Genomic DNA, 22,954 nt, shown 5'->3' with positions numbered 1-22,954 from the left:
CTAGGACCCTAGATACCGGGGCTTAGCGACGAGCGTCGAGAAGCTTTATCCCAAGTGGACATGCGGATGCGGTTTTCCGTCCTTATTAGCGCGCCAAATTATCTCGTGGACTACAACCGCGTTTTGTCCTTTACCGATAGCCAGATAGCGCAGCATATCGCGCACAGGAGAACCTGGCGACCAAGAAAAGTACACGTCCACATTCCCGCGGTGATGCATATCCACTGCGAGCGCCGCGATGGTATTCGGGATGGCTGCAGATTCTGTGCGAAGAATCGTGTGTCCCCCGCACACATGCCCTGTGACCACAAGCGCTGAGCTAAATTCGCTGGCGTCTCGTATCCCTACCTCCAAAAAGATGACGGGCTGAGAATCTGGAATGTGATTGCGGGCCCGGACCTCGTGTTCTTTGAGCTCATATTCGGCTGGGTCATCGGAGCCTATGGAATGCGCAATGATCGCAAAGGGGCCACAGGTGGAATCGATGATGCGCAGCGCCTTCTCGTCATAAGAAATAATGGGGCTGCGCAGTTCAAAAGCTCTGCCCACGCGGGAAACCATAGATACCACGATGATCGCCACGATAAACCAAAAAGCCACTTTGAGTCCCTCGGGGCGCTCAACCATGTTGGTGATTGTGGTGTAACCCAGAACCAACGTCACCAGGCCATAAGCGAATGGCTTCCAATGCGGGCCGCGTTTGCGCCGAACGTCCACAGCAGACGAGAGCGTGACCGCTAACGCCCCGGAGAGCAAAAGAACTAGGACACCCGTGGCATAGGCCCCAGATTGCTTATCCACGTTTGCCCTAAAAATTATGGCTACGGCAAAAGTAATAGCGGCCACCACTTTCACCATCGGGCGTGTCTTAGCCACCCACGCGGGGGCCATGCCATAACGCGGTAGATAACGTGGAATCAGGTTAATCATGCCGGCCATGGCTGAAGCACCAGCGAACCACAGGATCACCACGGTGACCAGGTCATAAGCACCGCCAAAGAACGGGCCAAATTGCTCGTGGGCGAGGTATGCGAGGGCGCGGCCGTTGGCAGGGCCGCCGTCGATAAGCGAATCTGCAGGAACAAGTAGGGTGACCACGATCGACGAGGCAATGAGGAACACGCTCATGATAGACGCAGCCACAAGCAGTAGCTTCCGCCCGGCGCGCACCTTCCCCGCGCGGCCTTCTGCGCCGCCGTCGATCTGCGGTATGACTGCCACTCCCGTTTCAAAGCCGGAGAGGCCCAATGCGAGTTTGGGGAAAACCAGCAGCGCCACGAGGACGATGCCCAGTGGCTGCGGGTGCGCGACGATCACAGACTGCCACCAGTCCCCCACCATGGAGGGGTGCAGGCCGATTCGAATGAGCCCTGTGGTCACGATGATGGCGGTCAGAACCAAATAGACGCTGACTAGGACCACCGATACCCTAATTGCCTCAGTGAATCCCCGGTAGAACACCAACGCCAGCGACGCCAGCATAGCGATCGTCAGCGGAATCGTCCATGGGCTGGACGTCGTGTGTAGCAGATGAGCCGTGGCGTCTGAAGCCGACAGCGTCATGGTGATGGTGAAGTCCGTTGCAGCAAACCCGAGCAGTACAAGGATCAGGAATTTCCTTTTCCAACCATGCACAAAATGGGACAGCACTGCGATGGATCCCTGACCGTCTGGCGACTCGCGCGCAATACGCCGATAGACGGGCACTGCGCCCAGCATCGTCACAGCCACAAGCACCAGCGTGGCAATAGGCACCAGCGCTCCTGCAGCAACGACTGCGATGCCAGGCTGGTAACCGAGCGTGGAATAGTAGTCCACACCAGTCAGGCACATGACCTTCCACCAAGGGTGCTTGGTGGCTGGGGACTCCTGTAACCGGCGATCCCTCTTGACCAGATGCGTCATGGAAGACAGTTCTACGCCTAGGCGGCCCCAAGACCAATAGCTCTCACTGTGCAATAAATCAGTACGTTGCGGCTCCTAGGTTCATTGCTTATCGACGCCATCACAAAACGCCGGCCCCCATGACAGGGATACCGGCGTTGTGTGGGAAAGAATCGACGATTCTATCGGATCGTCAACTCAACTTTTTGGAAGCTCTTCAAATCCGTGTAGCCGCACTTAGCCAGAGCGCGCTTGAGTCCGCCGACAAAATTTTCTTCGCCGAACACGTTTGCAGATGGCCCATGCAAGACGACCTCGAGGCTGACGCGCTCCGTGGTGGGAATAATCCCAACGGTTCCCACGATGCCTCGCGGGAAACGCGGATGCGCTGCAGCTGATGGCCAGAAAAGTCCTTTGCCTGCGGCTTCGGTGGCCCTGGCAAGGGGTTCCCCAAGGATGACTGCGTCCGCACCGCATGCGATAGCTTTGACAGCTTGTCCAGAGTTATTGATGTTCCCGTCGGCGATCACGTGGACATAGCGTCCTCCGGTCTCGTCGAGGTAATCGCGACGTGCTGCGGCCACGCCTGCGATAGCGGTGGCCAAGGAGTCGTCGATGCCTAAGGCTAGGTCGTTGGTGTTTGAGCCACCACCGGCGATGATGCCAACTGCACCTGCGCGCATGAGGTGAAGCGCAGTGGTGTAATCGCTGACGCCGCCAGCGATTACTGGCACATCAATCGATCCGATGAATTCTTTGAGGTTGAGCGGCTCGCCGCTTGTTTCTACGTATTCAGCGGAAATGATGGTGCCTTGGATGATGAGCAGATCGGCGCCTGCTTTGATCAGCAAAGGAGCAAGCTCGCGGCACTTTTGTGGCGATACGCGTACTGCCACAACGGCTCCCGAGCCGCGTACCTGGGCAATCCGCTCGGTGAGCAGATCTTTATCCAGTTCTGCGGCATGCAGTTCCTGCAGTTTCTTGGTAGCTCGGCCAAGCGAGGCTAGATCAAGTTCATCTTGGCCATGTGCCTCTACGATCTCGTTGATTGCCGCGTCCAAGTCCGCATGACGGCCCCACAGGCCTTCCGCGTTGATTACGCCGAGTCCACCTTGTTTATCCATCTCGATGACAAATTCGGGGCTTGCCAGCGCATCGGTGGGATGGGACATAAATGGCACTTTGAAGGTATAGGCGTCAATGTGCCACGTAGTATCCACGTCTTTGGAGGACCGTGTGCGACGCGCTGGTACGACCGCGATGTCATCTAGGTAGTAAGTGCGGCGAGCCTCACGGCCAATTCCGATTTCGACGTAATCACGCATGATGAAAAGGAACCTTCCCGATTTTATTAGTGGTAGTTAGGTGCTTCGACTGTCTGCTGAATGTGGTGCGGGTGTGATTCGCGAAGCCCAGCAGAAGTAATTTGGACGAAGCGAGCGTTCCACAAATCATTTATCGTAGCCGATCCGGTGTACCCCATGGATGCCCGCAGACCACCTACCAGCTGATGCGTGATGGCCTCGATGGAACCACGGAATGGGACGCGTCCTTCGATTCCTTCCGGAACAAGCTTGTCTTCGCTCTTAACATCCGATTGGAAATACCGGTCTTTGGAGTAAGAGCGCTTCTCGCCGCTGAGCCCTCGGCCCTGCATTGCACCCATGGAGCCCATGCCGCGGTAGCGCTTGTACTGTTTTCCGCCCACGACGACGATCTCACCGGGTGATTCGGTGGTGCCTGCCAGCATGGAGCCAAGCATGACAGAGGAGGCTCCGGCTGCCAGTGCTTTTGCTAGATCGCCGGAGAATTGCATGCCGCCGTCTGCGATAATTGGGACGCCTGCTGCGTGAGCTGGGACGGAGGCTTCCATAATCGCGGTGATTTGGGGCGCACCCACACCTGCGACAACGCGGGTTGTACATATCGAGCCAGGGCCAATACCAACTTTGATAGCGTCGGCTCCTGCTTCGATCATGGCTTTTGCTGCCGAGCGAGTGGCGAGGTTTCCGCCGATCACATCGACGCGGTCTCCCCATTCCTTCTTGACCCGGGAAACCATGTCCAAAACACCACTGGAGTGCGCATGCGCGGAATCGACGACGAGCACGTCCACGCCGGCGTCGACAAGCGCTCCGGCGCGAGTCCAGGATTCCTCCCCTACTCCAATGCCTGCGCCGACCAGCAGTCGGCCAGTGCTGTCCTTGGAGGCATGCGGGTACTGCTCGGTCTTCACAAAGTCTTTCACCGTGATCAGTCCGACAAGCTTTCCTTGCTTATCGACGATCGGCAGCTTCTCCACCTTGTTAGCGCTAAGCAGGTTCAGCGCCTGCTGCTTTGTCACGCCTTCTTCTGCCACAACAAGCGGCATCTGAGTCATAATCTCCGAGACTTTGATGCTGAAGTCCTGCTCAAAACGCATATCGCGGTTAGTGCAGATTCCCAAGAGGGTTCCATTGTCATCGACTACCGGCAATCCGGAGATTCGGAAGCGGGCGCACAGTGCATCTACTTCCGCGATGCTCATGTCGGGGGAACACGTAACTGGGTCTGTCACCATGCCGGATTCAGAGCGCTTGACTGTCTCTACGTGTTGGGCTTGTTCCTCTATGGAAAGGTTACGGTGCAAAACCCCCATGCCGCCTTCGCGGGCCATCGCAATCGCCATACGCGACTCTGTAACCGTATCCATGGCTGCAGAGATGATCGGAATATTGAGCGATATGTTGCGGGTAAGCTGCGTAGATGTAGACACTTCACTCGGGATGACGTCAGATGCGTCGGGGAGAAGGAGAACATCATCAAATGTCAGGCCAACGAGAGCCACTTTGTCTGGGTTGTCGCCACCAGTAGATACGCGCTGCTGCGTCATCTATGTACTCCTACCAAAGGTAAATATGTGACCGCTGTGGGTGCATGCATTCGGAAAATGGGCGTTTTCACGCTCTACCTAGACTAACCCCTACCAGCATTTTGCAGGAATCCACAGGTGGAATCGCAGATGCTTGCCCATGCTGAGACGGACCAATATGGTTAAGCACGTGAACTTTGACTGGCAAATGCCCCGCGACCCCTTCGCTGATGATCCGAACGATCCCGCGTCGTTCTTAGATGAAGACGAGCCCTTGCCACCACTCAGCGAGGCTGAGAAAAAGCACATCGAAGAAGACCTACGACTGGTCCAACGGTTCAAAAAAGTCCTACAGCCCCGTGGCATCAACGGAATTTTCTTCCTCTGCGAAGACTGCAACGAGGAACATTATTACGACTGGGACATCATGCTGGAAAACATCCGAGCCACCCTCAATGGCGAGCTCAGCCCAGTCCACGAGCCCAGCCTCAACCCCAACACCCAAGCCTATGTTCCTTGGGATTATTGCCTAGGATACCTCGACGGACTCGAGGCACCCCGCTTCTTCTAACGGCCGCAGCCCCTAGTGGACTTGGAAATGGTCCGGCTGCGGCAGCTCAAGTACGGGGGTAGGCGCAGGCGTCGAAACAACAGCTGAGCTGCTTGGGGCTGTGGAACGATCAACGCTTGGAGCCACAGACGTAGAATGCGCCGGGGCAGGCTCCACGGTGACAGTCTCCGTCACCGTAGTGGTCACGGTAGTAACTACCGTTTCAGAAGAGGCTTCTGGCTCAGCCGGTGGAGGTACCGGGGCTACTGTGCTGCCGCGTTCGGCCTCTTTGATTCGTTCTTCGGCTTGCGCGCGATCGCATGCGTTGAGCATATTGACCAGCTCTCGGGCCTGCTCAAGTAGTTGGCGCGCGCCTTCCTTATCGCCTTTGGCGTTGAGATCATTCGCTTGGTCCAGCTTTGAGGCAAGGGCTACTACGGCCTCAGTATTTGTTGTTTGTCCAAAGAACTTTTGATTCAACGCATATAACGCGGAGCCTTCACCTGCGTTATAAATAGCGGTGCCGCCACCAGCAATGATGAGCGTTGCTGCTGCTGCACCAACCAAGGCATGAGCAACGGCGTTGCTCCACCTACGGCGAGGAAGCTCGATAACCTCGGCCACGGGGGCGTCGATAAGCGGGGCAGACTCCGAGGAGTCCTCTACCGGGGCTAATTCTCCCGTGGGAAACTCCTCCACTGAGCCAAGACCCAGCATTGCCAACGTGGGAGCCTGCGGAACATCAGCCTGAATCTCAGCGCGAGCATCCAAGAACAACCGAGCCAACGGGTCCTGCCCATCGGTCGGGTCAACGCCCTGAGACAGGTGCGTTAGAAACTGGTCGTCTGCCTGCAACTGCTCAACAGATTGCGTGGCCTCGACCCCGTCTCTCGCCCAACGGCGTTCTGTCATCCTTAGTTCTCCTGCTCTAATGCCTTGCGCAATGTGGCAAGTGCCCGATGCTGCGCTACACGCACCGCACCTGGCGCGCTACCAACGATCTCCGCTGTTTCTTCAGCCGAGAGCCCCACAAAAACTCGAAGAGTAATAATCTCGCGAGGCTTATCACCTAGTAAATCGAGAAGTTCCCTCACTCTGTTACTACCGGCCGCTACCAGCGCAAACGATTCCGGCGTTTCGAGTTCCACCTCAGTTTCTGGAACATCCTCCGTGGGATTGGCCACATCACGGGAATACGCCCGGTGAGCATCAGCGACTTTGTTGGACGCAATACCGTACACAAAAGCCATAAAAGGCTTCCCCTGGTCCACAAATTTGCCTATCGACGTAGCCACCGCCAAGCAAATCTCCTGAGCCACGTCCTCCGGGGTCGGATGCCGACCGCTGTTTAAGCGAATGCGCGCATAGCTCAGCACCTTCGGGTAAATGATGGAGATAACCCGTTGCAGCGACCGAGAATCACCCCCGGCAGCGCGCGGTACGAGACTTGAGAGCTCAGTCTCTGTTTCGGCCACTGCTAGCCCTTTCTCTTCCATCATTCATGTGCAGAACCGAGCTCGTCTAAGCTCGGTTATCGGCGGTGCTTCTAGTCCATATAAGAACCACCGCATTATCTAACGATACAAAAAGTAAATAATACCTGGGACATAGCCTCAGTTATCAACTCTAGTCGTAGCGAGGATTCTGGAAAGAATCGTCGATTCTTTCCAGAATTTTCTCCCTCTTTCCTCCGCGTCCATGCCTTGTTTACTTCACACCCCCACAATCGAGAACGCAGCTTTCCCTCATATTTAGAGTCTGCCCCAGCCCACTGGCATGTCTACTGGCATGCCTCTGACATAAGGACCACCCTTCATATGCACAACACCGACCTATTACCGGCTCCGCAAGCCCAGTTATGGGATTGGCAATTGCACGGAGCGTGTAGGGGAACCCAATCGGAAATTTTTTATCACCCCGAGGGCGAGCGAGGCCTTGCCAGGCGGTCTCGCGAACGCAAGGCGAAAGAAATTTGCGCTTTGTGTCCGGTGATGAGGAATTGCAGGCAGCATGCGCTCCAATACGCTGAGCCTTATGGGATCTGGGTAGGACTCTCCGAATCGGAGCGGGCGTCAATGCTGGCGCAGCGACACGCCTAGTTCTCAATTCAATAACAAAAATACCGAGCGTGGTAGGAAACCAACGCTCGGGATTTTTACACCGTTGTTCTAGTGGTAGCGATTCTAGTGGTGGTGATGGTGGTGATGCCCACCGGCTTGTGGTTTAGCCTCAACGGGTTTTTCCACAACAGATGCCTCGGTGGTTAGGACCATGCGAGCAACAGACGTTGCGTTGACCACTGCAGAGTGGGTGACCTTGACGGGGTCGATGATGCCCTGTTCGATCAGGTTCCCGTATTCCAGGGTTGCAGCGTTGACGCCTTCCCCGTTGGGCAGCTCAGCGATCTTGGAGACCACAACAGCGCCGTCGAGACCTGCGTTGTCAGCAATCCAATAAGCGGGCTTGCTCAAAGCGTTAGCCAAAGCGTTGACGCCGACCTTAGCGTCGCCATCGAACTCCTCAGCGTATACGCGCAGTTCCTTCGCGATCTGTACAAGCGCGGAGCCACCGCCAGCGATAACGCCCTCTTGCGCTGCCGCACGAGCAGCGTTGATAGCGTCTTCGACTCGCAGTTTGCGCTCGGAGACCTCAGTTTCCGTAGCTGCGCCGACCTTGATCACTGCGACGCCACCAGAGAGCTTAGCCAGGCGCTCTTCAGCTTTTTCACGATCCCAACTGGAATCTGTGTTTTCGATCTCGCGACGGATTTGTTGGCGACGATTCTCCACTGCGTCGGAGGTTCCCGCCCCATCGACGATGATGGTCTCATCCTTGGTCACGGTCACACGGCGAGCGGTACCAAATACCTCAACGCCAGCCTCATTCAGGTTAATGCCGACCTCTGGGTCAACCACGGTGGCACTCGTGACGACCGCAAGGTCATCCATGAATGCTTTACGACGCTCACTAAAATACGGAGACTTCACAGCCACAGCGCGCAGCGTCTTCCGGATGGAGTTCACCACGAGAGTCTGCAGAGGCTCGCCCTCTACGTCTTCCGCGATGATAAGAACCGGCTTGTTTGCTTCGACTGTCTTTTCCAGCAGCGGCAGGAAGTCCGGCAGCGAGGAGATCTTGTTCCGCACAAGAAGGATGTACGGGTCATCGAGCTCAGCGCGTTGGGAATCGGTGTCGGTGATGAAGTACGGCGACAAGTAGCCCTTGTCAAAGGACACACCTTCGGTCACATCAAGGTAGGACTCGATGGACTGGGACTCTTCGACTGTTACTACGCCGTCCTTGCCCACCTTTTCCATCGCTGCAGCAACCATGTCGCCAATCTCAGCGTCACGGGAGGACACGGTAGCTACGTTGGCGATGTCCGCAGCGGAAGCTACTTCTGCTGCACGCTCACGAAGCTTCTCCACGGCCTTATCAGCCGCCGCGAGGATGCCACGGTTCAGCTCGACTGGATTAGCTCCAGCGGCAACATTGCGCAAGCCTTCTGTGATAACAGCCTGTGCCAGTAGCGTTGCGGTGGTGGTGCCGTCGCCAGCGATGTCGTTGGTCTTTACCGCCACCGATTTCACGAGCTGAGCACCGAGGTTCTCAAAGGGATCCTCGACGTCGATTTCGCGGGCGATGGTCACGCCATCGTTGGTCACCGTCGGGCTACCAAAAGCCTTTTCCAGCACCACGTTGCGGCCACAGGGACCAAGCGTTACTTTCACCGCATTAGCCAGCGTGTCCACACCCTTCAGGATGCCTTCACGGGCTTCCTGGTTGAATGCAATCAGCTTTGCCATAGATAGTCGCCTTACTTCTCAATGATCGCGAGAACGTCGCGAGCGTTGAGCAGGAGGTATTCTTCACCGTTGTACTTCAGCTCGGTTCCGCCATACTTGGAGAACACAACGGTGTCGCCCTCTTTGATGTCCATAGGAACACGGTCGTCACCGTCAAAACGGCCAGGACCTGCTGCAACAACCACACCCTCTTGTGGCTTTTCCTTAGCGGAGTCTGGGATAACCAGGCCAGAAGCAGTGGTGGTCTCAGCTTCGCTGATCTGGACGAGGACGCGGTCCTCAAGGGGCTTAATGTTGACGTTAGCCACGATATACCTTCCGTACAATGAAGTTTCTCTTGTGCCGGTTGCGGGAATTCCAGCACAGCCGTCGTCGCGGGTGAACAACTGTGTGAGTACAACCTACTGGCACTCTACCCCTGCAAGTGCCAGCACTCAACAAAGTTATCTGCCAGCGAACTCCCCTGTTTTACATATCTGCATACACAAGCGGAATTTCCACTTCCAACGAGGTATCAGTGCCAATGCTCAACCCCGACTGCGGTGCGCCTTCGTGAATGAGCTGCGCCGCCACGGCAGCGATCATGACCCCGTTATCCGTGCACAGCTTGAAGCGCGGGACGCGAAGCTCAATACCAGCTGTCTGGCATCGCGCCGCCGCCAGCTCCCTAAGTCGTGAATTAGCCGCCACCCCGCCGCCCAGGAGCAAGACTTTGGCGCCGGTGTCTTGGCAGGCAAGAATCGCCTTGTGTGTCAACACATCACACACAGCTTCCTGAAAGGAGGCGCACACGTCTTCAACGCTAATCACGGTCTGCTCGCGTTCCGCTTTTTCCACGTAGCGCGCCACGGATGTTTTTAGGCCAGAGAAAGAAAAGTTGTAGCGGTGCTCACCGCGCAGATCGTCGGCACGCGAAAGTCCCCGAGGAAAGCGGATAGCCTTGCGGTTTCCCCGCGCGGCGAGCTTATCGATCACCGGGCCGCCTGGATATCCCAGGCCGAGCAGCCGTGCAACCTTGTCGTAGGCTTCCCCAGCGGCGTCGTCAAGCGTGGATCCCAGCTCTTTCATTGGTTTACCCACGGCCTGAACTTCCAGCAGCTGCGAATGCCCGCCCGACACCAAAAGTGCGATGGCATGAAGCAGCTCCTCGCCCTCCAGATTGGCCACTGCGACGTGCCCACCCAGATGATTCACACCGTAAAAAGGCACATCCCACGCCGCCGCATAGGCCTTGGCCGCGGAAGCCCCCACCAGCAAGGCACCGGCAAGTCCAGGCCCTACGGTCGCAGCCACCGCATCAGGCTTATCGACGCCCGCCTCATCCAATGCCCGCCGCATCACCGGAACCATCGCCTCAAGGTGCGCCCTAGAAGCAATCTCGGGGACCACGCCACCAAAGCGCGCGTGCTCCTCCATCGAGGAGGCCACTGCGTCGGCGAGGATCCGCATGCTTCCATCGGGCGAAAGTTCAATAATGCCCACGCCGGTCTCGTCGCACGACGATTCGATGCCAAGGACAATCATGTTATTTTTCACTCTCTTCATTGCTTTCCACAGCCGATGGCATCCGCACCATCACATAGGCATCCGCACCTGAGGGCTGATAGTAGTTTTTCCGGACCCCTTGGCGCTCAAAACCATACGACTCATACAAACGTATAGCGGGCTCATTGGTTGTCCGCACCTCTAGGAACACCGGCCCCGCAGCACGATCCGCCACAAACATCATGTTGTCCATCATCAAACGAGCCGCCCCACGACGCTGAAACTCAGGATCCACCCCGATGGTATGGATCTCAAACTCTGGGTCATCAGCCGGGCCCAACATAGCCAAGCCCGCGTATCCGAGTATCTGGCCGTGATCCAGCGAATCCACAACCGCAATATACAGCGTGTGCGGATGGTTCATCGCCACGCACAAATCCTCTACCGACCACGGATTTTCCTCTGCAAAAAGCAGCGTCTCCAATTCCGCGCATCGTGGCGCATCAGCAGCAGTTAGTTCTCGGAGAAACATCTAGAGTTCTACCTCCGGGATCGCCGAGGACCTCGGCTTTGGCTCTGGCTCTTTCGCATCAGGGCGACGCAAATACAGCGGTTCCAAAGGCTCAGGCGTCTCCGAGAAATCGGCTACAGCGACGAGGAATTCCGGCAAGGGGTGCATATGCACCTGGGGCACATCTGCCACGGATTCGGGAAGAAGCTGCCCTAGCTTTTCCGGGATCGAGACTGTGGAGATTCTGGAAGGAATCGACAATTCTGTCGGAGAAACAATGCTCGGTCCCATCGTCCGCACGCCCTTAGAGTAGAGCGACCAACAGATCTCCTTGCGTCGCGCATCCGTGGCAACGAGGGCTTGCCCGCCCAGTTGCGCGGCAATCGCATCATGGGTGCAGACGCCATGCACGGGAATACCGAGTGCATCACCAAAGGCTGCCGCGGTGACCATCCCTACCCGGAGTCCGGTGAAAGGCCCTGGCCCGCAGCCGACCACAATCCGGTCAACATCGGCGAATTTTTGTCCTGATTCTTCCAGGATCTCCACGACGGTAGGAGTCAGCAGCTCATTATGCTGCCGGCTGTCCGTAAAAATCCGTTGCGCGATAACAGTCCCGGTGGCTGTATCGGCGGGAACTCGGACGAGTCCGACTATGAGGTCAGGGGTGGCGGTATCCAGAGCAAGAACAAGCACGCTTAAGAAGAGTAGTCGCTTCTTAAGCGTGCTTGTTATCAGGACCCAATTCTTTCTCGGAATAAACCGAACATCAGGCCCACCCTGAGCTGCTAGGTCTGGCGGATGAAGGAATTTTTAGTGGCTGGTTCCGATCTTCCACACGCCGTCTTGCTTGATAAATGGGATCAGGGAGGATGTCTCAAAACCACCCTGTGGGCCGACGGAACATACATCAACCTGGTTACGGTTGAGCTGTTCAAAGCGGATGTCTCCATCGCCGCTCGCCATCACGAGGTAGTTCACGTCCTCGGGGACTTTGCCACCGTTGAGGTGTAGGTCAGTGGTATCGATGCCATAGTTCTGGGCGATGCTCTGCTCAGTAGCACCGGGGCAGATCATTGCGCCGGCCACCCACTCCGGGCCATAGAGGTCGCTCAGCGATAGCGCAGTGGCGTGGACGCCGGAACTACCAATTTTACGGAGGGTGCTTTCCAAAGCGCCTTCTTTGTTGGTGGTCCCGCTCCGGCCATGTGCCATGGCGATCATCGCGATGATAACAACGAGAAAGGCAACGATAATAGCGGCAAGTAGGCCACGGGCAAGTTTGTTCATGGGCTCGTAATGCTCCTGGATTGCACAATAGGGGTGGGTCAACCGTTATGGAAGCCTCTTGAGCTAAAACCGTACTACGTCGAGAGCATAGAGTGCTGCACCGACTGAGTTTTCTCTAAGAGTACGCAGCACCCCGTATCCTCTGCGTTAGTGCACGGATGCGGGGTGGCGTCGATAAGCTTGTACCTAGAGCAGCAGAAGCAAAAGCATCTGGCTAGCCACAATCTTTCCGATCATGGCTGTGGGGTACACCGTGGCATAGCCGCGCGTGGCCAATTCAGTGCCGGTCTGCCCGTTCAGATAAGAAATAATCGCCGGGTTTATGGTTACACCAGCAGCCACCCCCATGGCCTCATCCCACTTCAGCTTGAGCAATGGCATGCACACTGCTGCAGTAATCAGCGCAGAAGCCAACGTGACCACAAAACCTGCCGCAATAAGTTTCAGCGAAGAAGGGTCCGTCAGGGCATGGCTGAAGCCAACGCCTGCCGACGTTCCCACGCCAGCGAGGAAAATCGACAAACCAAAAGCACTGATTGTATGGTTCGCGTGATACGGCAGCGGCCAATGAATCGGGCCCGTGCGGTGCACAGCCCCCAGAATCAAACCGACTACGATCGACCCGCCGCCGAATCCCAAGGACAAGGTGTTCCCGCAGGGCAGCGGAATCGGAATAGCACCGACGAGCAGGCCCAAAGACAAGCCGATGGCGAAGGGAAGCAGGTCGACGTCGGCAAGCTGTCGCTCCGAATCGCCGAGGAAACGACGCACCTCGTTCATCCGATTCTTCGGCGCAATCACGCGTACGCGATCGGAATAGTGCAAAACATCGTCGGCTTCAGGAACAACTTCAGCGTCGCCGCGACGCAACCTAGCGATGATAAACCCAGAGCGCACAGTATCTAGCTCAGAGATTTTCCGCCCCACGACGTGCTTGCTAGAAACCGTCACTCGCAGATACTCAAGGTCGGTGTCTTCAATTTTTAGGTCCACAGGCGCGCCAAGCTTGGCGATCGCCCGCTCTAATGCCTCAGTCGTGCCGTTAATCACCAGCACCATGCCTTCAAAAAGTCGGTCGCTGGGGGCAGCAAGCGAGTGGAAGCTATCGGAATGCACCACACGGGTAGCGATGATCTCTTCACCAGCTATCGACGGAAGCTGGGCAATAGTTCCCGTGATCCTCGGGCCGATGCGCACGCCAGTCCACTCCAGAGGATCCATCACCAGGCCCTCTTCTTCCGCGTCCTTAGCGTGGTTAACTTTCAACGCACGCGCTCCAATCGCAGCGACCAAGATGGACCCAATGACGGCACCGGGATAGGCCAACGAATACCCCACCACGGGTTCTGCTACGAGAGAATCGTCGATTCCTTCCAGAATCGCCATCATTGCGGCCATGCCGGGAGTAGAAGAAATAGCTCCCGCGAACATACCTGCGCCCGCGGCGCGCGAGCCAAGATCGAATGAGGTGATAAGCGCGTAAGAGATGCCCATCAGCACCATCAAAAGACCGATCACGTACAGCGTGAGTTTCCAGCCGCGGTGTCGGAACTCAGCAAAGAAAGCAGCACCGGCGTTCAAGCCGATGGCATACACGAACATCGCAAGCCCCAGCTGAAAAATCAGCGGAGGCAGCTGCAAAGCTGGATGAATAGTAGAAAGGGCGAGTGCGACGAAGAGAACGGCCGCAGCGCCGAGAGAAATGCCGAATAGGCGGATCTTCCCCAGAGCTAGTCCCAACGCGAGGATGAGGACCAGAGTGATAAGGGGTTGCGTCGCAAGATAATCGAGCACGGCGCTTCGAGACTCCAATCTGAAAGTACAAGGACGTGTTCAGGCAGAAGCCGGATGCGGTCGACGCGTAACGACGCCCACCACTTCCCCACGGGCGTTCATCCCCAGCGCGCACAACAACTGACATAGTTTTCAGGCAGCACAAGAATTTAAGGGATCGTGGGGAAGCCAAAAATTCAAGGGGTCGCTCAAAGCGAGGGCGGTTACCTAAAGGTCAACCATAAGAGGGTTGACCTGCAACGTCAGTGTTCTTGTGCGCGGGGATTCACGCGGATCCGTCATGCCTTGCCAGGCCTCGGATCCTTTCCATGTGCATGGTTTCTGCTCGTGAACAGACAACATTCTTATATGGGTTATCTAAAAACACAATTCCGTCACACTACTTGTCAGCTGCGGCCAGTCGCCTCGGCCTTGCCATAGCTATGGCAACCGGTCAGGTCCTCCCGCTGCGCCGGCACTAAGAATCCAGAAAAATCCGCGTACCTAAAGAAATACCCACACTGAGCTTGCGATACACAGATTAGACAACGGCTGAGTCGATTAGGAAACCACTTTTTCCCATCGGATGATACGAGCCTCCGACTTAGTATTTTCCCGATGCGCGGTGGTGCGGTCGATGGATATCCGCAGGTAGGAATCAGAAATCTGTTCCACAAGCTCGCCGCCCCACTCTGCGACCACCACTGCGTCTTCGAGTTCTGTTTCTAAATCCAGCGAGTCCAATGCGCCGATGGGGTCGGGCGCCCCGGCGGTTTCGTCGATAAGCCTGTACGCATCAACGTGAATGAGCGCGGGGCCTCCCACAAGCGACTTATGTTCGCGCGCGATAACAAAAGTAGGCGAGGTAATACGCCCCTTGACCTGCAATCCTTTGGCTAGACCTTGGGTGAAGGTGGTCTTGCCGGCGCCAAGAGGGCCGTCCAGGATAAGCACATCTCCGGCTTCCAGAGCGGCGCCCAGTTGCTCCGCTAAGGCCTGAGTGTCGGCAGGCAGTTCAAGGCGACGCTCGCCGCTGGAGGGGAAGGAATCTCTCATACTTAGTGTGTCTCCTCTGACAACTAGGAAAACCGACGTGTTTTTCATCCTATATTGCTCACAATCCCAGTTTTAGGGTGGTTTTTGGGGGATTCCGCAGCACTATCATCACAATTTTATTGCACCGTTTCCGCCGCGTTCATCACCGCACTAGTCGCTGGGTCAGTCCCTGTGCTCAAACACTCGCACGGTACGACCGCAAGGACGACAAACCAGTTCATAGTTAATTGTCCCCATCGCCGTGGCAAGCTCCGTTGCCGTCATCCCCGTGGGCCCGAGGATCACTGCCTCATCTCCCTGGGCCACACCGTGGGGATTTTCTCCCAGACTCACCACAATCTGATCCATACACACGCGGCCCACTTGCGGATACCGTCGACCACCAATCGTGACCTCCAAGTGGCCCTGCGCCGAGCGCGGCAAACCATCGGCGTAACCCACCGGCACAACGCAGAGATACCCGCTGTGTTCCGCACGCCACGTGAGATTATAGCTTGTCCCCTCCCCCTCGGCGATTGGCTTTACCACCGTGACCCGTCCAACCCAGGACATTGCCTCACGTAAACCATGAGCTTCCCCCGGAATCGGCTCGTGTCCGTAAAGAGCCAGACCGGGACGAACCATATCAAAATACAAGTCTGGCCGGTTCAGCGTCGCCGGCGAATTAGCAATGTGATTGACGGGCAGCTCCAACCCTAGCGAACGCCCAAGCTCAATCGCCGCAAGAAAAGCCGCCACTTGTTGTTCCGTCTCAGGGGAATCCGACTCATCCGCGCTGGAAAAATGGCTGAACACCCCCGTGACCTGAATGTTCTCCGCATCCCGCAGGGCGCAGAAGGCTTCTTCCCAGTCCTGCTTATCCACGCCAGAGCGGTGCAGCCCGGTATCTACTTTCACGGTCACACGCACCGGCTTCTCGCCATAGCTTTCCGACGCCCGCACCAAGGCCTTAACATGCGCAAGCGAGATGGCAGCCAGATCGATTCTTGCATCAATCGCCGCCCCGAGGTCTTGCTCCGGCGACCAAATCCAGGAAAGAATCGACGATTCTATCCCACCTTCCCTTAGAGCAAGGGCCTCCCTGATGGTCGCTACGCCAAATTGATCCGCACCATTGTCTTCCATAACAGTGGCTACTTCCACCGCGCCATGGTTATACCCATCGGCTTTGACCACGCACATCAACTGCGCACCTTGTGCCGCAGCTTTGTCTTTAATCAGACGCGTGTTGTGTGCGATGGCATCCAAATCGATACGGGCCTCGAGCAAGTTCATGGTGAATCATTGTGCCACTGTTATTTTCCCCACGAATAACGACCACTACTTTTCAGGGATTTTCTCAGCAAGCTCCCCCAAAATGCCTCATCGCAATCTACTGGCGACTCTTCTCACCCATAACACGTACTAATTTCCACTATCCTTGGACAATGTGGCTGATAAATTCTCAAAACATCTAGCAACCCTATCCAAGCGCGGCCGGCATCGCGTTCTCGTTGGCGACCTCGATTACGCAGGTTTACCGGGGAAAATCTACACTCCGGCTGAGGGCAACGGACTTCCCGCCGTTGTGTTTGCCCACGATTGGTTGAAGGATATACCCGTTTACCACGCAACGCTGAGGCATCTTGCCAGCTGGGGTTTTGTCGTAGCAGCACCGAACACGGAAAAGGGTTTCTCACCAAACCACCGTGGTTTTGCTGCGGATATAGAAACAAGCTTGCAGATCCTCACCGGGGTGAAACTCGGGAGCGGCAACATCACGGTAGCTCCTGGCCGCCTCGGATTTGTCGGCCATGGAATGGGAGCAGGTGCGGCTGTTTTGGCGGCAGCCAACCGACCACAGCTGGCTGCAGTGGCAGCCCTGTACCCCTCACAAACCACCCCCTCTGCTGAGGTGGCGGCTCGTGGTGTCGAGGCACCCGGTCTGATCGTGGGGACTGAAGACAACGCGCTCTTCGATTACGGCAACGCGGCTAAACTCGCGGCGCAGTGGAAGGGAGACGTCGCTTATCGCGAAATCGACGGGGCCTCTCATAACACGATCACTGAAGACACCCTGTTTAAACTCGTCACCGGCCAGGGTCGCTCTAAGGCCGCCTCACGTGAAAAAATCCGTGGTCTTGTCACCGGCTTCTTGCTCCACCGCCTTACGCATGAGAACAAGTACTCGGCGTTCTCCCAACCTGAGGCAGAATCCAAGAAGATCACGTCTTATTGGGGTGACGCACTAGAAAAGCGTACTCTTATCTCCGCCGATCCAGAAACAATCTAAAGCCACACTCTGTACATGCAAGAAGCCTCTCATCTAAGAGGCTTCTTTTCATATTCTGCACAGTACGCTTTTCACGCGACCACGCCTTCCTCGGCGAGGAACCTGATCCCGTGGTGAACTCACGGTATCCATCCGATCACTCCGGAATTTTTCCGCCGCACGGGTCTCCCCACGCTGTCTGACTTTCTCCGCAACCTCCTGCGACTTCTTCAATTCGCGTTCAAATTCTTCCATTCGTTTTGCCACGGTTGCGCGAAATTCCTTGGCAAACTCCGCATAATTTATTGACAGTAACCTGTCGCTGCCTTTCCGCATTCTCAACGCGTCGTTGAAATTCCTCTTCAGCGTTCACCATGCCCCGGCTTTCTTAATCCCGACTCCCTTATTCCCCTGCGTCACACATTCTTGTTGCTTGGCTATAAATTTCTGCTTATCCACGCCCCTCGGTTCTTCCGCAACAGGCGGAGGCACCTTCGATACTTTCGGCTCTTCCACCTGCGGTCGTGGCGCAGGTTCTGGTACCGGCTCTTCGGTTCTCACTGGAACCGCCTTTTCACCCGCTTCACAAGGAATGCTGTCCAGCCACCCGCAGGCCGCCTCAACCAGCAAGCTCAGTCCTATAAGCGCAACGCCCACCCCAAGTGCCCCTAAAACGCCACACATCCCCTCATGATTTTCCCCACGATCAGGATGCGGTGCTGGTGCCGCTACGTCCAACGCCTGTTCCACGTTTTTCTGTTGCACAAAAGACTGTGGCGCCGTTGGCTCCCGTGGGCATTCTTCCGCAGCCGATGTAGTACCTGTAGCCCCCGCGGTTCCCGCCAGGATGCACTCCGCCTGCGCTATCACCGTTATAGCCTGCCCTCTAGCTGCACCGGCAACCTCCCGAGTGTCTTGCCTTCCGTATTCTTTGCTTAACGACGCCCCCAGCCGCGAGTAGCACGACTCGATAGCTTTGTCCCGGTCTTTGCAAGTTATGGCTATCACCTTGGCGGCGGAGTCTATGCAGTCGGCTCCGGCTTGAACGCAGTAAAGAAAACCGTGTGGGTCTTCCTTTTTGTCTATTGCGGCTATCTGCCCAGCCAGCTTTTCGATGGCCACGGTCAACTAGGACAACACGGTAGCTAGCTATGGTCTTATTCGCATGCGCGTCGACGTCGTCGATAGCGTCCCCAGCGTGGTGAGCCTCCTTTGCGAGATTCTTAGCCCCGCTCAGCCCTCCCAGCCACGTTGAGGCAAGATCCATAATCCCGCTAGCGATGAGTGTCATAGCACATTGCTTCACCACATTGAACAGCACAGACCATAATTTATTCTTGGCAGAAAGTTAGTTTTACCCACGGACTCAGCGGCTGCTTCGCGCAGGACCTTAGTGTTAAGCCCCTCTGTGCTCGACGCCGCTTTTTCCATCTCTGAGCTGCTCAACGCTGGCCCAGAATAGGTTCCCTCTGAAACCATTCGCAGCAGGTTAATTGCTCGTTCATACTGCCTAAGATCGGGTTTAGCCATCAGCCCTCCCCTAATATGCGCAAGAATCCCATTGCTATGCCCCGCTGGACTTGAGGCTTGCAGAATGTGTGAGGTCGGCGTCGATAAGCTTCTGCATATCAGACAGCGCTTTAGCGGCTCCCGCATGAAGCCGCTGCAGCCGCATTCCGTTACCGCGATGGAGATTCAGCCGCAACGCCTCAGAAATCTTTTCTCCGTGGTGTGCAAAGGCCTTTCCTAGCGCCTCTGGCTCAAGCTCTGGAGGCTTTCCATGCTTATGCTCTTGGTGATCAAGTTCCCTAATAAACTTTTTAATGATCCCCACTGCGATAGTCGGCTCAATGAACACATCAAACACAAAATCCCCCTCCAAACGTCATCGTGCTTATAAGGCTTAGACCTATGAAAGGGGGTCTGCGGTTCCAACTATTAAATTTTTGACACCAATGCCGCTAATTCACCAGCTATTCGACGCGCCGTCTCTTCCTCAGCAGCTTCCACCATGACGCGGAAAAGCTCTTCCGTGCCTGAGGGGCGCAACAATACGCGCCCGGTCTCCCCGAGTTCGTCGGTAGCACGCTCTAGTGCCGCCGCCACTTCTGGATGTTCACTGATTATGGCTTTGTCAGAAACCGGCACGTTAATGAGTACCTGTGGCAAAACTGCCATTGCCTCGGCAAGCACTTTCAGAGATAGGCCGGTCTCAGCCATACGAGCCATGAGCGCCAACCCGGTCAGCGTACCATCGCCAGTCGTGCCATGATCTGGCAACACGATATGGCCTGATTGTTCGCCGCCCAGGCTATAGCCGCCAGCATTGAGCTCTTCAAGGACATAGCGGTCGCCAACTTGCGTAGTCATGAGGGTGATGCCGGCTTCTTTCATCGCCAGGCGCAGCCCAAGGTTGCTCATCACGGTAGCCACGAGCGTGGATTTACGCAGCTCACCATTCTCTTTCATCGCAAGCGCGAGAATCGCCATAATCTGATCGCCATCCACAACATTGCCCTCTGCATCAACGGCCAGGCACCGGTCAGCGTCGCCGTCGTGAGCAAGCCCCAGATCCGCGCCACGCTCCCGCACTGCTGCGATGACCTGATCTATGTGGGTAGAACCGCAGTTATCGTTGATGTTATAGGCATTGGGATGGTTGTGGATAGCAATGACCTTGGCACCCGCTGCGGAGTAAGCCAGCGGTGCTACCTCGCTTGCTGCACCATTGGCGCAGTCCACTACTACTGTGATGCCCTCAAGAGATTGCGGGATCGCCCCTTTCAGATGTTTCAGGTAGCTTTCCTGCGCATCCACGGCTTCTTCTATAACGCGACCGATGCCATGCCCGGTGGGGCCACCATCTGAGATGGTCCCCATAACCGTCTCGATCTCGTCTTCCACCGAATCCGGAAGCTTATGTCCGCCTTTGGAAAAGAATTTTATGCCGTTATCCGGCATAGGATTATGGCTGGCAGAGATGACAACGCCCATGTCTGCACCATAAAAATCTGTCAGGTACGCAACTGCTGGGGTCGGCAAGACACCTACCCTCAACACGTCCACTCCCCGGCTCGCCATCCCGGCGGACAACGCTGCCGCCAGCATCTCGCCAGACACACGAGGATCGCGTCCCACCACAGCGACCGGGCGTCGGCTGGTGCTGCGGTTATCTTTGGTCAATACCTCGGCAGCTGCAGCCCCCAATTTCAACGCTAGAGAAGCCGTAAGCTTTTTATTGGCAAGGCCGCGGACACCATCAGTTCCAAAGAGTCGAGTCATGCGTTCTATTATGCACGCCTAGCATTATGTTCTTATAGTCGGCTCCCTGAGCACTGCACAGCGTTTTATGTGGCGTCCCTACTGGCTGCTTAGCCACTTCAATCTATGGCTAGCTGCGCTCCTAGGGCGCGGTGCTGGGGGCAGACACCCGGAAACGGCGAAAGCCGCCCCACCAAACGGTGAAGCGGCTTGAACCAGCGAAAAAAAGATTAACGCTTGGAGTACTGCGGGGCACGACGTGCCTTGTGCAGACCAGCCTTCTTACGCTCGACGGCACGTGCGTCACGGGTCAGGAAGCCAGCCTTCTTCAGGGCTGCGCGATCTGCCGGGTTGTAGACGTTGAGTGCACGAGCGATAGCCAAACGGAATGCACCCGCCTGGCCGGTCGGGCCGCCACCGGTGAGGGTAGCCTGGATATCAAACTGACCGTCGCGATCAATGAGAACGAGAGGAGCCTTGATCAGCTGCTGGTGCAGCTTATTCGGGAAGTACTCCTCCAAGGTGCGGCCGTTGCAGGTGAACTGGCCGGAGCCCTCAACCATGCGGACACGGACGATGGCGCGCTTACGACGACCAACAGTCTGGATCGGGCCTTCGTGCAGAACTGGAGCTGCGGTCTCGACCTCAGCCTCAGGTGCAACGACGTCACCAATGGTGTTGGTGAACTCTTCAGAAGCTGCAACTGCTGCGGCGATATTCGCTGCGTCTGCCTCGAAGTTCTCGGTTACGTTCTGATCACTCACTGGGCCACCTGCTTGATCTCGTAGGTCTCGGGCTTCTGAGCAGCGTATGGGTGCTCGGAACCTGCAAACACGTGAAGCTTCTTTGCAGAAGCACGGGAAAGACGGTTGTGCGGCATCATGCCACGGATGGATTCCTCGATCACGCGCTCTGGGTGAACCTCAAGGGAGCGTCCCAGCGTCATGGTCTTCAGACCACCCGGGTAACCGGAGTGACGGTAGCGCATCTCGCGCTCGCGCTTGTTGGAGGAAATGTGAACTTTGTCAGCGTTGATAACGATAACGTGATCGCCGCAGTCAACGTTCGGTGCGAACTGAGGCTTGCCCTTGCCACGCAACAAATCAGCTGCGTGTGTAGCAAGACGACCCAAGACCACGTCAGTGGCGTCGATGACGTACCACTTACGGGTGATGTCACCGCTCTTCGGGTGGTAAGTAGACACTGATGACTCCTTTTAAGTCTGTCTAGAACTGCCAGCCAGGTGTTATTCAAGAGGAAATCACGAACGGCGGCCGGTGGTGACCCGATCGTGGACTGCTGCACCGCGTTAACGGAGCTCTGAACACACAGGCGCTTAACGTTACGCGAACTGTGAGCGTTAGACAACTTTATTACGTCATAGAAAAAAGGGGGCATACGACGGTCGCATAGTGTCGTATGCCCCCAGCTCAACAATGGCGGGGAGAAGCGCCCATTCTTCCAACCCCTACTCGTCACAGCCTGCCTTGGTTTTCTTTGTGACCAGCTACGGGCTCCGCCATCGACGCTTAATCGCGGATTATCTCCACCGGACTATCCCCACGAAGCAGCTGCGGCTCTATTTACTTCGCTCATTCTCTCATTTCCAGCTCGAACTGTCTGCGAAATCGTAGACAAAATTGCGTTGAGTTCATACGCCGCCTGACCCCATTGGGATTGGGCCTCTTGATATGCCAAAGCGGAATCGCCTTCCCATGTGCTTACCATCGGACGAATACCGGTCTTGAGGTCTTCAAGTAACGAGCTAATCCGGCCCGACGTAGATTGGATATCCCCCGCTGCGCCTTCAATGGCAGCAAATCCATACTTAATCATGTATATCGTTTCCTTGTTTCAGGGTTTCAGCAGATAACTAAGCGTTTTATAGAGCAAGCCCCTGCGCCCCCACGGAGGCAAAAGCTGCTTTGTTATCGGTCTCTGTTTGATCGAACGAAGCCGCATTACTACGAATGTTGTCTGAAATAGATTGCAGCGCCATACGCAGCTTGCCTGCCGACGCGTCCCACCTCTGCATTAAGTTGTCAAAACTTACCTGAGCAGACCCTGCCCAAGAACCCCGGATCCCATCGATGATTTCACGCAGTCGAGCAAGCTCCGATTGCACCTCGGCATTAGTGTTATCGACGCGACCGGCAGTAGCCATCATCACGTCAGCTTCCGTTCTAAACTGACCGGACATAATCCCTCCCCCATAAATTGTGTGTATTTTCTTCCC

Annotated in this window: 23 protein-coding genes and 2 pseudogenes; 3 read left to right on the top strand and 22 right to left on the bottom strand. The window is 56.2% G+C overall.

Features of this window, described 5'->3' with window-relative positions:
• Positions 1-45 precede the first annotated feature (45 nt).
• The 3 genes from CBE74_RS14915 to guaB all read right to left on the bottom strand — a co-directional run bounded on the left by CBE74_RS14915 (position 46) and on the right by guaB (position 4,756).
• Positions 46-1,905: an APC family permease gene (locus CBE74_RS14915; RefSeq protein ID WP_087453432.1), complete on the bottom strand. Its 1,860-nt coding sequence runs from the start codon at positions 1,903-1,905 to the stop codon at positions 46-48.
• 161 nt (positions 1,906-2,066) lie between these two features.
• On the bottom strand, positions 2,067-3,209 hold the full coding sequence (locus CBE74_RS14910) for a GuaB3 family IMP dehydrogenase-related protein (RefSeq protein ID WP_087453431.1): 1,143 nt from the start codon (positions 3,207-3,209) through the stop codon (positions 2,067-2,069).
• Between the two features lie 26 nt (positions 3,210-3,235).
• Positions 3,236-4,756: an IMP dehydrogenase gene (gene guaB / locus CBE74_RS14905; RefSeq protein WP_087453430.1), complete on the bottom strand. Its 1,521-nt coding sequence runs from the start codon at positions 4,754-4,756 to the stop codon at positions 3,236-3,238.
• Between the two features lie 139 nt (positions 4,757-4,895).
• On the opposite strand from guaB, the gene CBE74_RS14900 reads away from it, so the two are divergent.
• Complete coding sequence (locus tag CBE74_RS14900) at positions 4,896-5,306, top strand: DUF5319 domain-containing protein (RefSeq protein ID WP_087453429.1); 411 nt, start codon at positions 4,896-4,898, stop codon at positions 5,304-5,306.
• 12 nt (positions 5,307-5,318) lie between these two features.
• Here the strand turns inward: CBE74_RS14900 and CBE74_RS14895 are convergent, their stop codons facing one another.
• Entirely contained in the window at positions 5,319-6,197 is an 879-nt protein-coding gene (locus CBE74_RS14895; protein ID WP_171483303.1) for a hypothetical protein, read from the bottom strand.
• Positions 6,198-6,199: 2 nt separating this feature from the next.
• Positions 6,200-6,781, bottom strand: a complete 582-nt coding sequence (locus tag CBE74_RS14890) for a sigma-70 family RNA polymerase sigma factor (protein WP_087454831.1) — start codon at positions 6,779-6,781, stop codon at positions 6,200-6,202.
• Positions 6,782-7,102: 321 nt separating this feature from the next.
• On the opposite strand from CBE74_RS14890, the gene CBE74_RS14885 reads away from it, so the two are divergent.
• The gene (locus CBE74_RS14885) at positions 7,103-7,384 is read left to right on the top strand and encodes a WhiB family transcriptional regulator (protein WP_087453428.1); all 282 of its coding nucleotides are present in this window, start codon (positions 7,103-7,105) and stop codon (positions 7,382-7,384) included.
• An 84-nt stretch (positions 7,385-7,468) separates the two neighbouring features.
• On the opposite strand, the gene groL is transcribed toward CBE74_RS14885, so the two are convergent.
• The 9 genes from groL to alr form a co-directional block, all read right to left on the bottom strand.
• On the bottom strand, positions 7,469-9,091 hold the full coding sequence (groL, locus tag CBE74_RS14880; RefSeq protein ID WP_087453427.1) for a chaperonin GroEL: 1,623 nt from the start codon (positions 9,089-9,091) through the stop codon (positions 7,469-7,471).
• Between the two features lie 11 nt (positions 9,092-9,102).
• Positions 9,103-9,399, bottom strand: coding sequence for a co-chaperone GroES (groES, locus tag CBE74_RS14875; protein ID WP_004566891.1), 297 nt, complete (start codon positions 9,397-9,399; stop codon positions 9,103-9,105).
• 160 nt (positions 9,400-9,559) lie between these two features.
• Complete coding sequence (gene tsaD / locus CBE74_RS14870) at positions 9,560-10,615, bottom strand: tRNA (adenosine(37)-N6)-threonylcarbamoyltransferase complex transferase subunit TsaD (protein WP_087453426.1); 1,056 nt, start codon at positions 10,613-10,615, stop codon at positions 9,560-9,562.
• A 1-nt stretch (position 10,616) separates the two neighbouring features.
• Positions 10,617-11,108 carry a ribosomal protein S18-alanine N-acetyltransferase gene (gene rimI, locus CBE74_RS14865; RefSeq protein WP_087453425.1) on the bottom strand — a complete coding sequence of 164 codons (492 nt, stop codon included), beginning with the start codon at positions 11,106-11,108 and terminating at the stop codon, positions 10,617-10,619.
• Positions 11,109-11,783: a tRNA (adenosine(37)-N6)-threonylcarbamoyltransferase complex dimerization subunit type 1 TsaB gene (gene tsaB / locus CBE74_RS14860; protein ID WP_087453424.1), complete on the bottom strand. Its 675-nt coding sequence runs from the start codon at positions 11,781-11,783 to the stop codon at positions 11,109-11,111. It lies immediately after the preceding gene.
• Positions 11,784-11,900: 117 nt separating this feature from the next.
• Complete coding sequence (locus tag CBE74_RS14855; protein WP_087453423.1) at positions 11,901-12,377, bottom strand: hypothetical protein; 477 nt, start codon at positions 12,375-12,377, stop codon at positions 11,901-11,903.
• 186 nt (positions 12,378-12,563) lie between these two features.
• Positions 12,564-14,171 (bottom strand): aspartate:alanine exchanger family transporter, encoded by a 1,608-nt coding sequence (locus CBE74_RS14850; protein ID WP_087453422.1) that lies wholly within the window; start codon positions 14,169-14,171, stop codon positions 12,564-12,566.
• Between the two features lie 540 nt (positions 14,172-14,711).
• Positions 14,712-15,206: a tRNA (adenosine(37)-N6)-threonylcarbamoyltransferase complex ATPase subunit type 1 TsaE gene (gene tsaE / locus CBE74_RS14845; RefSeq protein WP_087453421.1), complete on the bottom strand. Its 495-nt coding sequence runs from the start codon at positions 15,204-15,206 to the stop codon at positions 14,712-14,714.
• A gap of 162 nt (positions 15,207-15,368) precedes the next feature.
• The gene (gene alr / locus CBE74_RS14840) at positions 15,369-16,481 is read right to left on the bottom strand and encodes an alanine racemase (RefSeq protein WP_087453420.1); all 1,113 of its coding nucleotides are present in this window, start codon (positions 16,479-16,481) and stop codon (positions 15,369-15,371) included.
• Positions 16,482-16,635: 154 nt separating this feature from the next.
• On the opposite strand from alr, the gene CBE74_RS14835 reads away from it, so the two are divergent.
• Positions 16,636-17,478, top strand: a complete 843-nt coding sequence (locus CBE74_RS14835; RefSeq protein WP_087453419.1) for a dienelactone hydrolase family protein — start codon at positions 16,636-16,638, stop codon at positions 17,476-17,478.
• Positions 17,479-17,526: 48 nt separating this feature from the next.
• Here the strand turns inward: CBE74_RS14835 and CBE74_RS24540 are convergent.
• From CBE74_RS24540 to CBE74_RS14800, 8 genes and pseudogenes are all read right to left on the bottom strand, one after another.
• Positions 17,527-17,833 (bottom strand): annotated as a pseudogene (locus CBE74_RS24540) (hypothetical protein).
• Positions 17,827-18,987 (bottom strand): annotated as a pseudogene (locus CBE74_RS24535) (hypothetical protein). The pseudogenes CBE74_RS24540 and CBE74_RS24535 overlap by 7 nt, the downstream one beginning before the upstream one ends.
• Before the next feature lie 34 nt (positions 18,988-19,021).
• Entirely contained in the window at positions 19,022-19,324 is a 303-nt protein-coding gene (locus tag CBE74_RS14825) for a hypothetical protein (RefSeq protein WP_087453418.1), read from the bottom strand.
• Between the two features lie 71 nt (positions 19,325-19,395).
• The gene (glmM, locus tag CBE74_RS14820; RefSeq protein ID WP_087453417.1) at positions 19,396-20,739 is read right to left on the bottom strand and encodes a phosphoglucosamine mutase; all 1,344 of its coding nucleotides are present in this window, start codon (positions 20,737-20,739) and stop codon (positions 19,396-19,398) included.
• Positions 20,740-20,948: 209 nt separating this feature from the next.
• The gene (rpsI, locus tag CBE74_RS14815; RefSeq protein WP_087453416.1) at positions 20,949-21,482 is read right to left on the bottom strand and encodes a 30S ribosomal protein S9; all 534 of its coding nucleotides are present in this window, start codon (positions 21,480-21,482) and stop codon (positions 20,949-20,951) included.
• Positions 21,479-21,922: a 50S ribosomal protein L13 gene (rplM, locus tag CBE74_RS14810; RefSeq protein WP_013910839.1), complete on the bottom strand. Its 444-nt coding sequence runs from the start codon at positions 21,920-21,922 to the stop codon at positions 21,479-21,481. Before rplM ends, rpsI begins: the two co-directional genes overlap by 4 nt.
• Before the next feature lie 350 nt (positions 21,923-22,272).
• Positions 22,273-22,554 carry a WXG100 family type VII secretion target gene (locus CBE74_RS14805; protein ID WP_087453415.1) on the bottom strand — a complete coding sequence of 94 codons (282 nt, stop codon included), beginning with the start codon at positions 22,552-22,554 and terminating at the stop codon, positions 22,273-22,275.
• Between the two features lie 46 nt (positions 22,555-22,600).
• Positions 22,601-22,918 (bottom strand): WXG100 family type VII secretion target, encoded by a 318-nt coding sequence (locus tag CBE74_RS14800; RefSeq protein ID WP_087453414.1) that lies wholly within the window; start codon positions 22,916-22,918, stop codon positions 22,601-22,603.
• Positions 22,919-22,954: the final 36 nt, after the last annotated feature.

The sequence above is a fragment of the Corynebacterium silvaticum genome, from assembly GCF_002162115.2.
Taxonomy (GTDB): Bacteria; Actinomycetota; Actinomycetes; order Mycobacteriales; family Mycobacteriaceae; genus Corynebacterium; species Corynebacterium silvaticum.
Note: the sequence above shows the minus strand (reverse complement) of the source record. Positions and strands in the feature narration are given on the sequence as shown.

Excerpts from the sequence above, each read along its gene's own strand:
- CBE74_RS14895 (WP_171483303.1), bottom strand. The coding sequence starts at position 6,197 with ATGACAGAACGCCGTTGGGCGAGAGACGGGGTCGAGGCCACGCAATCT.
- groL (WP_087453427.1), bottom strand. The coding sequence starts at position 9,091 with ATGGCAAAGCTGATTGCATTCAACCAGGAAGCCCGTGAAGGCATCCTG.
- CBE74_RS14885 (WP_087453428.1), top strand. The coding sequence starts at position 7,103 with ATGCACAACACCGACCTATTACCGGCTCCGCAAGCCCAGTTATGGGAT.
- CBE74_RS14890 (WP_087454831.1), bottom strand. The coding sequence starts at position 6,781 with ATGGAAGAGAAAGGGCTAGCAGTGGCCGAAACAGAGACTGAGCTCTCA.
- CBE74_RS14800 (WP_087453414.1), bottom strand. The coding sequence starts at position 22,918 with ATGTCCGGTCAGTTTAGAACGGAAGCTGACGTGATGATGGCTACTGCC.
- tsaD (WP_087453426.1), bottom strand. The coding sequence starts at position 10,615 with ATGATTGTCCTTGGCATCGAATCGTCGTGCGACGAGACCGGCGTGGGC.
- CBE74_RS14855 (WP_087453423.1), bottom strand. The coding sequence starts at position 12,377 with ATGAACAAACTTGCCCGTGGCCTACTTGCCGCTATTATCGTTGCCTTT.
- tsaE (WP_087453421.1), bottom strand. The coding sequence starts at position 15,206 with ATGAGAGATTCCTTCCCCTCCAGCGGCGAGCGTCGCCTTGAACTGCCT.
- alr (WP_087453420.1), bottom strand. The coding sequence starts at position 16,481 with ATGAACTTGCTCGAGGCCCGTATCGATTTGGATGCCATCGCACACAAC.
- rimI (WP_087453425.1), bottom strand. The coding sequence starts at position 11,108 with ATGTTTCTCCGAGAACTAACTGCTGCTGATGCGCCACGATGCGCGGAA.
- CBE74_RS14805 (WP_087453415.1), bottom strand. The coding sequence starts at position 22,554 with ATGATTAAGTATGGATTTGCTGCCATTGAAGGCGCAGCGGGGGATATC.
- guaB (WP_087453430.1), bottom strand. The coding sequence starts at position 4,756 with ATGACGCAGCAGCGCGTATCTACTGGTGGCGACAACCCAGACAAAGTG.
- glmM (WP_087453417.1), bottom strand. The coding sequence starts at position 20,739 with ATGACTCGACTCTTTGGAACTGATGGTGTCCGCGGCCTTGCCAATAAA.
- CBE74_RS14900 (WP_087453429.1), top strand. The coding sequence starts at position 4,896 with ATGCTGAGACGGACCAATATGGTTAAGCACGTGAACTTTGACTGGCAA.
- CBE74_RS14915 (WP_087453432.1), bottom strand. The coding sequence starts at position 1,905 with ATGACGCATCTGGTCAAGAGGGATCGCCGGTTACAGGAGTCCCCAGCC.
- CBE74_RS14910 (WP_087453431.1), bottom strand. The coding sequence starts at position 3,209 with ATGCGTGATTACGTCGAAATCGGAATTGGCCGTGAGGCTCGCCGCACT.